8 protein-coding genes and 3 rRNA genes are annotated in these 15936 nt (G+C 63.6%); 8 read left to right on the plus strand and 3 right to left on the minus strand.

All coding sequences use genetic code 11. The features are described 5' to 3' along the window. Positions 1-3 precede the first annotated feature (3 nt). The 6 genes from tyrS (at position 4) to OG884_RS31395 (ending at position 10910) form a co-directional block, all read left to right on the plus strand. Positions 4-1272, plus strand: a complete 1269-nt coding sequence (gene tyrS, locus OG884_RS31370; protein ID WP_326638879.1) for a tyrosine--tRNA ligase — start codon at positions 4-6, stop codon at positions 1270-1272. 677 nt (positions 1273-1949) lie between these two features. Then, a 16S ribosomal RNA gene (locus tag OG884_RS31375) occupies positions 1950-3473 on the plus strand. A 408-nt stretch (positions 3474-3881) separates the two neighbouring features. Beyond that, positions 3882-7006, plus strand: a 23S ribosomal RNA gene (locus tag OG884_RS31380). A 131-nt stretch (positions 7007-7137) separates the two neighbouring features. Continuing rightward, positions 7138-7254: ribosomal RNA gene (gene rrf, locus OG884_RS31385) — 5S ribosomal RNA — on the plus strand. Together the 16S, 23S and 5S rRNA genes form the textbook arrangement of a ribosomal RNA operon. A gap of 675 nt (positions 7255-7929) precedes the next feature. Continuing rightward, entirely contained in the window at positions 7930-9852 is a 1923-nt protein-coding gene (locus OG884_RS31390; protein WP_326638881.1) for a hypothetical protein, read from the plus strand. Continuing rightward, complete coding sequence (locus OG884_RS31395; protein WP_326638883.1) at positions 9759-10910, plus strand: hypothetical protein; 1152 nt, start codon at positions 9759-9761, stop codon at positions 10908-10910. The genes OG884_RS31390 and OG884_RS31395 overlap by 94 nt, the downstream gene beginning before the upstream one ends. Positions 10911-11000: 90 nt before the next feature. On the opposite strand, the gene OG884_RS31400 is transcribed toward OG884_RS31395, so the two are convergent. Both OG884_RS31400 and OG884_RS31405 read right to left on the minus strand, forming a co-directional pair. Further along, on the minus strand, positions 11001-11927 hold the full coding sequence (locus OG884_RS31400; protein WP_326638885.1) for an MBL fold metallo-hydrolase: 927 nt from the start codon (positions 11925-11927) through the stop codon (positions 11001-11003). 279 nt (positions 11928-12206) lie between these two features. After that, entirely contained in the window at positions 12207-13568 is a 1362-nt protein-coding gene (locus OG884_RS31405) for a DUF1015 domain-containing protein (RefSeq protein WP_326638886.1), read from the minus strand. A 121-nt stretch (positions 13569-13689) separates the two neighbouring features. On the opposite strand from OG884_RS31405, the gene OG884_RS31410 reads away from it, so the two are divergent. Continuing rightward, on the plus strand, positions 13690-14121 hold the full coding sequence (locus OG884_RS31410; RefSeq protein WP_326638887.1) for a tetratricopeptide repeat protein: 432 nt from the start codon (positions 13690-13692) through the stop codon (positions 14119-14121). Positions 14122-14194: 73 nt separating this feature from the next. Further along, the gene (locus OG884_RS31415; protein ID WP_326638889.1) at positions 14195-15202 is read left to right on the plus strand and encodes an HAD-IIA family hydrolase; all 1008 of its coding nucleotides are present in this window, start codon (positions 14195-14197) and stop codon (positions 15200-15202) included. 129 nt (positions 15203-15331) lie between these two features. Here the strand turns inward: OG884_RS31415 and OG884_RS31420 are convergent, their stop codons facing one another. Next, a complete protein-coding gene (locus OG884_RS31420) occupies positions 15332-15679 on the minus strand; it encodes an SCP2 sterol-binding domain-containing protein (RefSeq protein WP_326638891.1) in 348 nt (115 codons plus the stop codon). Between the last annotated feature and the right edge of the window lie 257 nt (positions 15680-15936).

Below are 15936 nucleotides of genomic sequence, written 5' to 3' on the forward strand. Positions count from 1 at the left end.
ATCGTGACCGACATTCTGGATGACCTCGCCTGGCGCGGCCTGATCGCGCAGTCCACCGACATCGACACCCTGCGCGGGGCGATGGCCGAGGGTCCGATCACGGTCTATTGCGGCTTCGACCCGACCGCGCCCTCGCTGCACGTCGGCAACCTGGTCCCGTTGCTGACCCTCACCCGCCTGCAGCGGGCGGGCCACCGGGTCGTCGGCCTGGTGGGCGGCGCGACCGGCCTGATCGGCGACCCCAGTGGCCGGAGCACCGAGCGCTCGCTCAACTCCTCCGACGTGGTGGCCGAATGGGTCGCGCGGATCCGCGTCCAGCTGGAGAAGTTCCTCGACTTCTCGGATGAGACGGGCGGGATCCTCGTCAGCAACCTCGACTGGACCGAGGGCATGTCCGCGATCGACTTCCTGCGTGACGTCGGCAAGCACTTCCCGGTCAACCGCATGCTCGCCCGCGAGTCGGTCTCCGCACGACTGGGAGGGGAGGGGCTCAGCTACACCGAGTTCAGCTACCAGATCCTGCAGGCCAACGACTACCTGGAGCTGAATCGGCGCTACGGCTGCACGCTCCAGATCGGCGGCAGCGACCAGTGGGGCAACATCACCGCGGGAACCGACCTCATCCGCCGGGTGACGGGTGGCCATGTGCACGCCCTCACCGTGCCGTTGATCACCAAGGCGGACGGGACCAAGTTCGGCAAGACCGCCGGCGGCGCGGTCTGGCTCAACCCGGAGATGACCTCCCCGTACGCCTTCTACCAGTTCTGGCTGAACTCGGATGACCGGGACGTGGTGAAGTTCCTCAAGATCTACAGCTTCAGGTCCCGTGAGGAGATCGAGGAACTGGAGAAGACCGCCGCCGCGAGGCCCGCCGCGCGCGAGGCCCAGCGAGCACTCGCCGAGGAGTTCACCACGCTGCTGCACGGTGCCGACGAGTGCGCCGCGGTGATCGCCGCCTCGGCGGCCCTGTTCGGCCAGGGCTCCCTGGAGGAGCTGCCCGCGCGCACGCTTGGTGAGGCTCTCGCCGAGGTGCCGCGTGCCGAGGTCCCCGCACTGGGGGCGTCCTTTGTCGACCTGCTCGCCGAGAGCGGTCTGGTCAAGTCGAAGTCCGAGGCACGCCGCACTGTCAAGGAGGGCGGCGCCTATCTCAACAACAGCAAGGTCACCGACGAGGCGTACGTGCCGTCGGCCGATGATCTGCTCCATGGGCGCTTCCTGGTGCTCCGCAGGGGCAAGCGTTCGGTCGGCGGCGTCGAGATCGTCGAGGCCTGACCCCTCCTGCACTGTTGCCCTGCTCTTCTGCCAGGTCAAGGCGATGATTACCAGGGATGGGCGCCCCGGCTTCGGCCGGGGCGCCCGCTGTCCCACTGCGTAACTTTCCGGTAGCAAACATGCCCAGGTTCCTTAAGGGACCCCTCTGACCTGCGGTTTTACCAAGCGCGGCTGATTTGACGATGTTTCGGAAGGGGCATAGTCTTTTTAATGCCCCGGGAGCGAGCCGGACGCCCGAGTCGGCGGACGGGCCCCAGGGACACTCCACTGAACGAACTTGAGAGTTCGAGCCCCACGCAGACCACCGGAAAACCGGTTGATTCGCTGTGGCCCGGATGACACGGTAGGTTCAGCGGGTTGCCTCGAAGGTAGGGCAACGAAAATCCTAGTGAACTTGCAGGGTTTGTGAAAAATGGCTGAGAGCTAGCGATTTGACACGATCTTGACAAGCTGTAGGATTTAAATTACGAAACAGAGCGCCCCTGGTTCTCCGATCGAGTCCGGTCGGGACGACGGTGTACGCGTCCGTTTCTTGAGAACTCAACAGTGTGTTAAAAGCCAGTGCATGAAGCACAACCCTGTCCGACCTGCCCTTTGGGGTGGGAGGACGGATTCCTTTGGTTGAACATCCATCATGTGAGATGGGTGCTTTCAGCCGGGAGCAACTGTTCAGACATTGTTTGGAGAGTTTGATCCTGGCTCAGGACGAACGCTGGCGGCGTGCTTAACACATGCAAGTCGAGCGGAAAGGCCCTTCGGGGTACTCGAGCGGCGAACGGGTGAGTAACACGTGAGTAACCTGCCCCTGACTCTGGGATAAGCCCGGGAAACTGGGTCTAATACCGGATACGACACCTCCCGGCATCGGGTGGGTGTGGAAAGTTTTTCGGTTGGGGATGGACTCGCGGCCTATCAGCTTGTTGGTGGGGTAACGGCCTACCAAGGCGACGACGGGTAGCCGGCCTGAGAGGGCGACCGGCCACACTGGGACTGAGACACGGCCCAGACTCCTACGGGAGGCAGCAGTGGGGAATATTGCGCAATGGGCGAAAGCCTGACGCAGCGACGCCGCGTGGGGGATGACGGCCTTCGGGTTGTAAACCTCTTTCAGCAGGGACGAAGTTGACGTGTACCTGCAGAAGAAGCGCCGGCTAACTACGTGCCAGCAGCCGCGGTAATACGTAGGGCGCAAGCGTTGTCCGGAATTATTGGGCGTAAAGAGCTCGTAGGTGGCTTGTCACGTCGGGTGTGAAAGCTTGGGGCTTAACTCCAGGTCTGCATTCGATACGGGCTGGCTAGAGGTAGGTAGGGGAGAACGGAATTCCTGGTGTAGCGGTGAAATGCGCAGATATCAGGAGGAACACCGGTGGCGAAGGCGGTTCTCTGGGCCTTACCTGACGCTGAGGAGCGAAAGCGTGGGGAGCGAACAGGATTAGATACCCTGGTAGTCCACGCTGTAAACGTTGGGCGCTAGGTGTGGGGACCTTCCACGGTTTCCGCGCCGTAGCTAACGCATTAAGCGCCCCGCCTGGGGAGTACGGCCGCAAGGCTAAAACTCAAAGGAATTGACGGGGGCCCGCACAAGCGGCGGAGCATGTTGCTTAATTCGACGCAACGCGAAGAACCTTACCAAGGCTTGACATCGCCCGGAAACACTCAGAGATGGGTGCCTCTTCGGACTGGGTGACAGGTGGTGCATGGCTGTCGTCAGCTCGTGTCGTGAGATGTTGGGTTAAGTCCCGCAACGAGCGCAACCCTTGTTCAATGTTGCCAGCACGCTCCTTCGGGGGTGGTGGGGACTCATTGGAGACTGCCGGGGTCAACTCGGAGGAAGGTGGGGATGACGTCAAGTCATCATGCCCCTTATGTCTTGGGCTGCAAACATGCTACAATGGCCGGTACAGAGGGTTGCGATACCGTGAGGTGGAGCGAATCCCTAAAAGCCGGTCTCAGTTCGGATTGGGGTCTGCAACTCGACCCCATGAAGTCGGAGTCGCTAGTAATCGCAGATCAGCAACGCTGCGGTGAATACGTTCCCGGGCCTTGTACACACCGCCCGTCACGTCACGAAAGTCGGCAACACCCGAAGCCCGTGGCCCAACCAGCTTGTCTGGGGGGAGCGGTCGAAGGTGGGGCTGGCGATTGGGACGAAGTCGTAACAAGGTAGCCGTACCGGAAGGTGCGGCTGGATCACCTCCTTTCTAAGGAGCATCGGCTGCGGTCATCTTCGGGTGGTCGTGGTTCAGGTCGTGTCTGCAGGCGTACGTTCTGCACACGGCGCGCTCATTAGTGGAGCACTGGCTATTCGGTTCGGCGGGATCGCTGATCGGTTAGTACCGCCTTGGTTCTTCGGAGCCGGGGAGTGGGAACGGCGGTTGCGGGGTTTCGCTGGGGTGAACACACTGTTGGGTCCTGAGGAAACGGACTTTGAGGTGGGCCCGCTTGCGGCGGGCTTGCTGTCTGTTTGGGCCTCATGCGGGACCGATCATCTGTCATACCGGCTCGTTCGTGGCGCACCGTGGGTGCGACCCGGGTGGGTGTTGGTGGCGGGTCTGGTCTGGTCGCTGTTTGTTGTTTGAGATTTGCATAGTGGACGCGAGCATCTTTGTGGCCAAGTTTTTTAGGGCACACGGTGGATGCCTTGGCATCAGGAGCCGATGAAGGACGTGGGAGGCTGCGTTAAGCCCCGGGGAGTCGCCAACCAGACTTTGATCCGGGGATGTCCGAATGGGGAAACCTAGCACCAGTCATGTGGTGTTGCCTCCGCCTGAATGTATAGGGCGGTTGGTGGTAACGCGGGGAAGTGAAACATCTCAGTACCCGTAGGAAGAGAAAACAAATAGTGATTCCGTGAGTAGTGGTGAGCGAAAGCGGATCAGGCTAAACCGTAGGCGTGTGATAGCCGGCAGGCGTTGCGTTTACGGGGTTGTGGGACCCTCTGGGAGGGGCTGCCGTTCCTCCGGACAGTAAGAAATCCTTTCGATAGCCGAAGCTTCTGGGAAGTGGCGCCGTAGACCGTGAGAGTCGGGTAGGCGAAATCGGTTGGACTGTTGGAGGGGATCCCAAGTAGCACGGGGCCCGAGAAATCCTGTGTGAATCTGCCAGGACCACCTGGTAAGCCTAAATACTCCCTGATGACCGATAGTGAACAAGTACCGTGAGGGAAAGGTGAAAAGCGCCCCGGTGAGGGGTCGTGAAATAGTACCTGAAACCGTGTGCCTACAAGCCGTAGGAGCGTAAACATTCTTCGGAGTGTTTGTGATGTGACTGCGTGCCTTTTGAAGAATGAGCCTGCGAGTTATGGTGTGTGGCGAGGTTAACCCGTGTGGGGGAGCCGTAGCGAAAGCGAGTCTGAATAGGGCGTTTGAGTCGCATGCTGTAGACCCGAAGCGGAGTGATCTAGGCATGGGCAGGTTGAAGCGCGGGTAAGACCGCGTGGAGGACCGAACCCACCAGGGTTGAAAACCTGGGGGATGACCTGTGTTTAGGGGTGAAAGGCCAATCAAACTCCGTGATAGCTGGTTCTCCCCGAAATGCATTTAGGTGCAGCGTTGCGTGTTTCTTGCCGGAGGTAGAGCACTGGATGGCTAATGGGCCCGACAAGGTTACTGACGTCAGCCAAACTCCGAATGCCGGTAAGTGAGAGCGCAGCAGTGAGACTGCGGGGGATAAGCTCCGTAGTCGAGAGGGAAACAGCCCAGACCACCGACTAAGGCCCCTAAGCGTGTGCTAAGTGGGAAAGGATGTGGAGTCGCAGTGACAACCAGGAGGTTGGCTTAGAAGCAGCCACCCTTGAAAGAGTGCGTAATAGCTCACTGGTCAAGTGATTCTGCGCCGACAATGTAGCGGGGCTCAAGTACACCGCCGAAGTCGTGGCATTCACACGTATACTGAGCCTTTGTGGTTTAGGTGTGTGGATGGGTAGGGGAGCGTCGTGCGGCCGGTGAAGCAGCGGAGTGATCCAGCTGTGGAGGCTGTGCGAGTGAGAATGCAGGCATGAGTAGCGAATCAGAAGTGAGAAACTTCTGCGCCGGATGACCAAGGGTTCCTGGGGCAGGCTAATCCGCCCAGGGTAAGTCGGGACCTAAGGCGAGGCCGACAGGCGTAGTCGATGGACAACGGGTTGATATTCCCGTACCCGCTACGATGCGCCAATACTGAATCCAGTGATACTAAGGGTCCTTAACCCCTCCGAGCCTTCGGGTTTGGGGTGAGGGTGAACGCCTGGCCTGAACTGGTAGTAGGTAAGCGATGGGGTGACGCAGGAAGGTAGCCCAGCCCAGGCGATGGTAGTCCTGGGGTAAGCATGTAGGACGTGTTGTAGGCAAATCCGCAGCACATTAAGTCTGAGATGTGATGCCGAGCCGATTGTGGCGAAGTGGGTGATCCTATGCTGCCGAGAAAAGCCTCTAGTGAGTGTCGTGGCGGCCCGTACCCTAAACCGACTCAGGTGGTCAGGTAGAGAATACTAAGGCGATCGGGTGAACTGTGGTTAAGGAACTCGGCAAATTGCCCCCGTAACTTCGGGAGAAGGGGGCCTTCGCTGGTGATGAGTCTTGCACTCTGAGCTGGTGGGGGTCGCAGAGGCCAGGGGGAAGCGACTGTTTACTAAAAACACAGGTCCGTGCGAAGTCGTAAGACGATGTATACGGACTGACGCCTGCCCGGTGCTGGAACGTTAAGGGGACCGGTTAGTCGCACGTGTGTGGCGAAGCTGAGAACTTAAGCGCCAGTAAACGGCGGTGGTAACTATAACCATCCTAAGGTAGCGAAATTCCTTGTCGGGTAAGTTCCGACCTGCACGAATGGCGTAACGACTTCCCCGCTGTCTCAACCGCAGACCCGGCGAAATTGCACTACGAGTAAAGATGCTCGTTACGCGCAGCAGGACGGAAAGACCCCGGGACCTTCACTATAGCTTGACATTGGCGTTTGGAACGTCTTGTGTAGGATAGGTGGGAGACGGTGAAGCTATCACGCTAGTGGTGGTGGAGTCATTGGTGAAATACCACTCTGGTCGTTTTGAACGTCTAACTTCGGTCCGTGATCCGGATCAGGGACAGTGTCTGGTGGGTAGTTTAACTGGGGCGGTTGCCTCCTAAAGAGTAACGGAGGCGCCCAAAGGTTCCCTCAGCCTGGTTGGCAATCAGGTGTCGAGTGTAAGTGCACAAGGGAGCTTGACTGTGAGACCGACGGGTCGAGCAGGAGCGAAAGCTGGGACTAGTGATCCGGCGGTGGCATGTGGAAGCGCCGTCGCTCAACGGCTAAAAGGTACCCCGGGGATAACAGGCTGATCTTCCCCAAGAGTCCATATCGACGGGATGGTTTGGCACCTCGATGTCGGCTCGTCGCATCCTGGGGCTGGAGTAGGTCCCAAGGGTTGGGCTGTTCGCCCATTAAAGCGGCACGCGAGCTGGGTTTAGAACGTCGCGAGACAGTTCGGTCCCTATCCGCTGCGCGCGCAGGAGACTTGAAAGGAGCTGTCCCTAGTACGAGAGGACCGGGACGGACGAACCTCTGGTGTGCCAGTTGTTCCGCCAGGAGCACGGCTGGTTGGCTACGTTCGGAAGGGATAACCGCTGAAAGCATCTAAGCGGGAAGCTCGCCTTGAGATGAGGTCTCCCACCCTGTGAGGGGGTAAGGCTCCCGGTAGACGACCGGGTTGATAGGCTGGAAGTGGAAGCGCAGTAATGTGTGGAGCTGACCAGTACTAATAGGCCGAGGACTTGACCACAAAGCAACATGCTTGATCTGTGCAGCGCTCTGTCCCTTCGCCGGGTCCGGAGCAGCGCCAGATCAAGGTCTTGCTCGCGTCCACTAGGCAATTCTGAGACAGCAAACAGTGGTTTGTGTGTTTCATAGTGTTACGGCGGTTATGGCGAAGGGGAAACACCCGGTTACATTCCGAACCCGGAAGTTAAGCTCTTCAGCGCCGATGGTACTGCACCGGGGACGGTGTGGGAGAGTAGGTCGCCGCCGGACAATCTTTCATGTGAGGGCCCTCACCATTCGTGGTGGGGGCCTTCGTGTTTTCTGCCGGGAATCCGGGTGGCCGGTTGGTGGGATTCTCATGTTTTCCAGGGGAGTCCCGAAACGGGGCTGATCTTGGGCCTCGCCATCTGGGGGGGTTTTGGTGTTTTCTGCCTGGAACCTGGGAAGGGTCCCTGCGGGCTGTCCGAAAGGCTCTTCTGAGGGATTCCGGAAAGCACCCCAGGAGTAGGGGGCTGAGAGAAAAACTTGCCTGTACGGGTGGCTTTCATATTTTAGTTAGGGCCTCCAGGGGCTGCTGGGGGCTTTTCTCCATATGTAAAACGTCCGCTGAGCAGCCTTCGGCTTCACTGAACCTGCGATGGCCGGCGGGAGCCGGACGCTCCGCAGCGTTCTGAAATCCAACGATGGGTCGCGCCAAGATGTTCGTGATCATTTATGGATACCGAGGCAGGGCGTAGGGACTTTCAGGGGCTTGCTAGGCTGGAGAGGCCGGGCACCCCACCAGCGGGTGGCCTTCGTCGCGCCAGACCACGATAGGGCGGGGCAGCGATAGCGAACGGGGCGCACCCCGCGGCCGGAGACCGCCCGCATAGCGAATCGTCCCATCCGATCGAGGAGACGGGACGCGCTCGCAGAGTGAGCCAACGAATGGACCAGAAGTGAACAGTGACAACGGGCCTGAAGGCGCGGGTCGACGCGAAGAGGGCGAAAACCGCGGATCTGGCGGTCAGGGAGGTCACCGCGGCGATCGCGCAGGTGGCTACAGGGGACGTCCGGGAGACGGTCCCCGATATGGTGAGCGCCGAGAAGGGCGCACGGGCGGTTCGTACGGATCTCGTGACCGCGGGGACAGGCCGCCCTACAATCGTGACGACCGTGGTTCCGGTCGTCCTCCCTTCAATCGCGACGACCGACCGGGCGGCGGGCAGAGATCTTCGGGGCCGCGTGGTGAGAACCAGCGTTCCTACGGCGATCGTGACCAGTCCCGAAGTGGTTCCTCCGGGGCACGTGACCGCGGCGACAGGCCGTCGTTCAACCGTGACGACCGTGGTGAGCGCAAGCCCTTCAACCGCGACGATCGTCCCGCTGGGGATCGTCCGTCCTTCAACCGCGACAGCCGCGGTGGGGATCGTCCGTCGTTCAACCGTGATGATCGTGGTGGTGAGCGTCGCTCGTACGGTGATCGTGATCAGTCGCGTGGTCAGTATGGTTCGCGTCCCGGCAGTGGTGAGCGCAAGCCCTTCAACCGTGATGATCGTCCTGGTGGGGATCGTCCGTCGTTCAACCGTGATGATCGTGGTGGTGAGCGTCGCTCGTACGGTGATCGTGATCAGTCGCGTGGTCAGTATGGTTCGCGTCCCGGCAGTGGTGAGCGCAAGCCCTTCAATCGTGACGATCGTCCCGGTGGCGGTTATCGGGGAGATCGCGGCGACAGGCCGTCGTTCAACCGTGACGACCGTGGTGAGCGCAAGCCCTTCAACCGCGACGATCGTCCCGCTGGGGATCGTCCGTCCTTCAACCGCGACAGCCGCGGTGGGGATCGTCCGTCGTTCAACCGTGATGATCGTGGTGGTGAGCGTCGCTCGTACGGTGATCGTGATCAGTCGCGTGGTCAGTATGGTTCGCGTCCCGGCAGTGGTGAGCGCAAGCCCTTCAATCGTGACGATCGTCCCGGTGGCGGTTATCGGGGAGATCGCGGCGACAGGCCGTCGTTCAACCGTGACGACCGTGGTGAGCGCAAGCCCTTCAACCGCGACGATCGTCCCGCTGGGGATCGTCCGTCCTTCAACCGCGACAGCCGCGGTGGGGATCGTCCGTCGTTCAACCGTGATGATCGTGGTGGTGAGCGTCGCTCGTACGGTGATCGTGATCAGTCGCGTGGTCAGTATGGTTCGCGTCCCGGCAGTGGTGAGCGCAAGCCCTTCAATCGTGACGATCGTCCCGGTGGCGGTTATCGGGGAGATCGCGGCGACAGGCCGTCGTTCAACCGTGACGACCGTGGTGAGCGCAAGCCCTTCAACCGCGACGATCGTCCCGCTGGGGATCGTCCGTCCTTCAACCGCGACAGCCGCGGTGGGGATCGTCCGTCCTTCAACCGCGACAGCCGCGGTGGGGATCGTCCGTCCTTCAACCGCGACAGCCGCGGTGGGGATCGTCCGTCCTTCAACCGCGACAGCCGCGGTGGGGATCGTCCGTCGTTCAACCGTGATGATCGTGGTGGTGAGCGTCGCTCGTACGGTGACCGCGACCAGGCCCGTAGCCGTTACGGTTCGCGTCCCGACAGTGGCGAGCGCAAGCCCTTCAACCGCGATGACCGTGGGGATCGTCCGTCGTTCAACCGTGACGACCGTGGTGAGCGCAGGCCGTTCAATCGCGATGATCGTCCCGCTGGCGGTTACCGGGGAGATCGCGACGGCGAGGGGTCACGCACCCGTTATGGCCGGGATGACCGGCCAGGCGGCCGCGATGAGGCCCCCATCCGTCAGCGTGAGGAATTGCCCGAGCTTGCCCCGGACATCACCGCGGAGGAGCTCGACAAGGAGATTCGCGAGGAACTGCGTTCCCTTCCGCTTGACCTCGCAGAGTTGATCTCTCGCCACCTCGTGGCGGCTGAGAGGGCTCTGGGCGAGGACAACGCGGAGCGGGCGTACGAGCACGCCAAGGTCGCCCGTCGCTTCGCGGCCAGGATCGGGGTGATCCGTGAGGCGGTCGGTATCGCGGCCTACCGTGCCGGCCACTTCTCTGAAGCACTCAGTGACCTGCGCGCGGCCCGTCGGATGACGGGTTCTGACTCGTTCCTGCCGATCATGGCGGACTGCGAGCGTGGTCTCGGCCGTCCCGAGCGCGCCCTTGACCTGGTCCGCTCCAAGGAGGCCGAGCGGCTCGACCGAGTCGGCAAGATCGAGCTGGCCATTGTGGAGTCCGGCGCCCGGCGTGATCTCGGTCAGAACGATGCGGCGGTCATCACCCTCCAGCGCCTTCCCGAGTTGCGCGACACGCGTCCCCAGCCCTGGTCGGCCCGTCTCGCCTTTGCCTACGCCGACGCGCTGTTCGAAGCGGGCCACGAGGGGCCCGCCATCGAGTGGTTCGGCCGGGCGATGGCTTTCGACGAGGATGGCGAGACCGACGCGGCCGAGCGCTATGCGGAGCTGACCGGGGCCGTCATCGAGGATCTCGAAGAGGACGACGACGAGGTCGGGGAGGGCATCGACGACGACCCCCGCTTCCTGGACGATGCCGATGCCGATGCCGAGTTCGACGACGACGTCGTTGACGAGGACGATGAGGCCGACGTCGACATCGACGACGCAGCGACTCTGGACGCGGAGATCGAGGACGAAGACGATCTCTACGAGGACGCGTTCGGCACGGGCAGGTCCGTGGCCGGTGACGCCCTGGACAACGGCTCTTCCGACAAGGGCAGCTCTTCCGAGAACGGAGCGGCCGGTACCGAGCGGAAGATCCAGGAGAAGGTGGGAAAGGTCGATCTAGCTGTCGGGCCGGCCTTCATCGAACCTGACTTCGGCGACATTCTCAGCGACGCGCCCGATGTCGACTCCGATGTCGACGGCGACCGGGACGAGAATGACCGGGACGAGGACGGCGAGCAGGGCCAGAACCACCGGAGCAAGCCCGAGGAGAAGTAGTCCCGGGGACTTCTAGCACATTTCGGGTGAACGAGCCGTTCACCCGAAATCGCGCTTCCAAGGCCGTCCCGGATCTAAGGGGACGCGTCCTTACGGCTGTAGCCGGTCCAGCCAGTGCAGGATTCCGGCCACGTTGGACGGGGCGCCGCTCAGCAGCTCGAACTGCTCGGCGGTCGCCTCGTCCGCCTTCAGTGCCGCGTAGCGGTCGCGGGTCCGCTCCCTGACCATGGCCACCGCGTGGTCCAGGTCCATGGCCTGCGCGCGAGCCTGACGGGTCAGGTCAACCCAGACGCGCAACTCCTCGGCGGAGCGTCCCAGGATCTCTTCCACGTCCGTGACCGGCCCGTAGTGGCTGAAGAGCAGTCGTTGCGGGCCCAGCGCCTCGAACAGGGCGATCGAGTCCAGCGCGGTCTGCAGGTCGAAGTCCGGCGGAGGTGTGGCGGGGCGTAGGTCACCCGTCTCCGGAAGATAGACCCCGGCCGCGTCGCCGACGTAGAGGTCGCCGGTGCCGGAGTCGATGAGCCCCACGTGATGTCTGGCGTGTCCGGGGGAGTAGTGGCTGCTCAGCGTGCGCCCGTTGCCGAGGTCGATGCTGCCCGTGTCGCCGAGCGCGCGAATTCGTGAGGCTTCGGTGGGGGAGAGCTCGCCGAACAGGATGTCCAGCTTGTCGCCCCAGACCATTCGCGCGCTGGCCATCAGCCTGGACGGGTCGGCGAGGTGCCGGGCGCCTTTCTCGTGAACCACGATCTCCGCGTCCGGGTAGAAACCGGCGATGTCCCCAACCCCACCCGCGTGGTCCAGATGGATGTGCGTGACAACGACCGTGGCGAGATCTGCCGGGCCGACGCCCAGCGAGGTCAGGGCGTCGCGTACCACGGGAGCCGAGGTGGAGGTGCCCGTCTCCACCAGGCAGGGGCGATCTCCGAGAATCAGATATCCAGCCGTGATGCTGGAGTATCCGGCCATCCTCGTGTCGATCTCATAAACGTCTCCGCCGAGGGCGGTGATGTTGTCCACAGGTCACCTCATAGCTGGAACCGGCGTCCCCAGAACGGTATTCGGCCATTCCGGTGCAGCTGACATCGTAGAGAGTCGTTCTCGATCGCTCGAGCCGCCCCCGCCGGTGTGTTCACTTCCGTACGCGAAGAATGGCGTCGGAGGCAGAGGGTGGAGCCGAAGCCCGCCTGGAGCGAGCCGGTGCCGTTCGTGCGGGCTGCGGAGTCCTCTCCAGGGTGAAGGGGATGTCCTCTCCAAGGTGAAGGAGGCGTTCTCTCCGGGGTGGGCAGGTTATACCCGTCATTGTTTCCCAAACCGTTGGGAGTCCGAGATGTCAGAGTCTCTCCAAGCCCCGGCCTCCTGGGGAGCCGGACCACTCGTGGGCGGAGCCTGTGCCGGGGTGGTGAGCAGACGCAGGACCAGACCGGTTCGGGGCTTGGGGCCGAAGGAGGTGGACTTGCGGGGCACCCGTTCTCCCCGGGCCGCGATCGAGAGCACATCGTCGACCGCCAGCGGGCGCAGCAGCACCGCCGTCCCGCCGGAGGCCCGTGCGAGCTGTACGGCGGCCTTCGGATCATGGTGGACGACGCGCACCGAACGCTCGTCGTCCTGCATCCCCCATACCTTCGGCAGGAGGAACTCCGCGAGGATGGAAGTGTTCAGCGCACGCCATCCGGTCGAGCGGTCGGTCGGCATGGCGTGCGCGAGCCGGTCGGGGTCGGGATCGGTGAGCAGGTAGGTGAGATCCCCGCCGGACAGCAGGTAGGCGGGTCCGGTGCTCTCCTCCAGTGCGGCCAGCCCCTCGGTCAGGTCCGCGTGCTCCCGTACCCGCCACGAGCCGCTGGCCTTGGCCAGCGCCTCCCTGAGCGGCAGTTCGGGAATGACCCGATGGATGGCCTTCAGATGCGGGGGGTAGGCGCTGGAGTCCACCAGGAGCGCGAGACCGAAATCCCAGGGCCCCGGCTCTGTGGGTCTCGCGGCGCGGTGTTCCCGCTGGAGCGCGAGGTAGGTGGCGTAGCGGTGGTGCCCGTCGGCGATGAGGGCCTGGCGGGGGCGGAGATCGGCGTTGATGGAGGCGAGTTCACCGGTGTCGGTGACGGCCCACAGCCGGTGCCTGACCCCGTCGTTGGTCACCGCCTCCGCCAGCGGTGGCCGGGATGCGGCGATCCGGTCGACGAGGCGGGTGGCGGCGCCGCCCGCGCCGTCGTAGAGCAGGAAGATCGGCTCCAGGTTGGCTTCCGTGGTGCGCATCAGCGCCAGCCGGTTGGCGACCGGTCCGGGCATCACGTTCTCGTGAGGCAGGACGATGTGCAGTTCCGGACCGGCCAGGCCCACGTCGCCGATGAGCCCGCGCTGCAGGATCCCGGGCCCCGACTGCTCGTAGACGTAGATCGCGGGTGTCTCGTCGGCGGCCAGCACTCCGGAGGAGAGCCACTCCTGAAGCGTCTCCCGCGCCTCGGCGCACCTGGGACGGACGATGCCAGGAAGGATCAAACGCACTACGTTGTTGGGGTGGGTGTCGAGTAACTCCCGTAGGCCCGCCTCGTCGATGAGATCGTAAGGCGGTGAGGTGACCCCTGCCAGATCGTCGACCGTGAACCGTACGCCGCGGAACGGGCGTAGCACCAGCCCGTCGGGCACCGGCAGTTCAGGATTCGCCATAGAGGGCATGCTGCCATAAAGGCCTGAAACGGCCGGGTGTCGCCTTGAGGCTGCGGTGGTGCCCGGTCCCGTCAGGGAGTCGGCCAGATCTGTCGTCTGTCGATGAAGGAGGCCTCACACGATGGTCCAAGGACGTGGCGGTCCGTCTGATTCCCCCAACCCCGAGACGGGCGCTCCGGTCGGGGACGTCTACGAATGGTTTCAACGAGGGATGAGATTGCTGGCCGAGGGGAGCCCGGCGGCGGCCTCCGCGCTGCTGGAGCGGGCGGCCGACGCTGAGCCGGAGTCGCGGAGCATCCGTGAGGCTCTCGCCCGGGCGCAGTTCAACTCCCGGCAGTACTCTGACGCGGTCGACAGCTTTCGCTGGATCATCGACGCGAATCCGGCCGAGGACTACGCGTATTTCGGGCTCGGGCTCGCCCTGTGGCGGACAGGGGACATGGAGGGAGCCCAGGAGCCACTGGCCATCGCCGTCGCGATGCGGCCCGACCAGCGGCACTACGTCTCCGCTCTGAAAAGCGTGCGCGCCACGTTACGCGCACGCCGAACGTGATCCGTGCGGATCTGCCGGCCTGATCTATATGTGATCTGTGCGAGTAATGAAATGTGGGTGATGAAATGGGGGAGTGGACACAAACGCGCTGATCGACCTGTATGACACCCTCCTCCTTGATCTCGATGGGGTGGTGTATCTCGGGCGCAATGCCGTACCCGGGGCGCCCGAGGCACTACGCCGGGCGGCGGAGCGTGGCGTGCGCCTCGCCTATGTCACCAACAACGCCTCACGTACCCCCGGCGCCATCGCCCAGCATCTGAGCGCGCTGGGCGCTCCGGCGACCCCCGACGACGTCGTCACCTCCGCCCAGGCCGCCGCACGGCTCGTGGCCGAGCGGGTCGAACCGGGTGCCGCGGTGCTGGTGGTCGGCGGGATGGGGCTGCGCACCGCGTTGCGCGCCCATGGTCTGCGTCCGGTCAGTACCGCTCTGGACGCACCGGTCGCGGTCGTCCAGGGCATAGCCCCCGACCTCTCCTACGGCCTGCTGGCCGAGGGGGCACTCGCCGTGAGAGAGGGGGCACTCTTCGTGGCCGCGAACGCCGACTCGACCATGCCGACCGGCAGGGGCGAGCTTCCCGGCAACGGCGCGATGGTCAGGGTCATCGCCACGGCGACCGGGGTGGAGCCGATCGTCGCGGGAAAGCCCGAGCCGCCCCTGCATCGGGAGTCGATGCTCCGCACCGGATCGCGGCGGCCCCTGGTGGTCGGCGACCGGCTCGACACCGACATCGAAGGGGCGACCAACGCGGGAGTCGACAGCCTGCTGGTCCTGACAGGGGTGGCGAGCGCACTCGACGTGCTGACCGCCGCTCCCCGGCACCGGCCAACCTATGTCGCCGGCGATCTGTCCGCACTGCACCGGCCCTATCCCGAGGTGCGGCGGGCCGGGGACGGGTGGGCCTGCGGGGGGTGGACGGCCCGCTGGGAGGAGGGCGCTCTCACACTTGAGGGTGGAGGTGAGCCACTCGACGGGCTCCGCGTCGCCTCGGCCGCGACCTGGGAGGCCGCGGGGGAGGGCCGGGCGGATGAGGACGCGGTGAAGACGGCACTCGACTCCGCGCTCTCGCCCGCCGGCTGACAGGGCCGTCTTCGTCCAGGCGGCCTCTCCCTCACGTCGATCCCGCCTTCGGGCGGGATCTTCAGATGACAGGGTCGTTTTCGTCCAGGCGGCCTCTCCCTCATGTCGATCCCGTCTTCGGGGGGATCTTCAGAGCAGCTTGCGCAGGCGGAGAAGGTCGCCGAAGCTGGCGTCGACCCTGACCCGGCCGCCGAACACGGCCCGTCCCATGTCGAGTTCCCCGTTGACCAGGGCGACGAGGTCATCGCTGCCGATGGTCAGTTTCACCTCGGCATCCCTGTCGTCGTCGGAGGGCAGATCCTCGAAGGGGCCGAGGCCGCCATGGTGGATGCGGCCGTAAAAGGTCACGCCGAGATCCTTGATGTGGCAGCTGATACTGCGCTCGACCACGTGCTTGGCACGGCTTACCTGGTCAACCTCGTCGAACTGCTCGCCGAGTTTGCGCAGTGCCGCCCGGCACTCGTCGACGGTCGCCATCGCGTGGCGCTCCCTTCTCTTCCGGACCGGCCTGAATCCCTTTCAGGTACGGACGGTAGCGTTCCACATGGGTACGGCATGCAATCCGGCGCGGGGGTGCGCCGGAGAAAGAGGCGTACGCCATGGCGTTCGAAACACCACGGGGTGCCTGTGGGCGGCCTCCGAGCGTAACGAGATGACAACGTGCGAGCCCCCTGCGATAGTTCGCGCTTTACCCACCTTTGAAGAATCCGCTCTCCCCTGACCCGCGCCGGGCC

The organism is Streptosporangium sp. NBC_01755, assembly GCF_035917995.1.
Lineage (GTDB): Bacteria > Actinomycetota > Actinomycetes > Streptosporangiales > Streptosporangiaceae > Streptosporangium.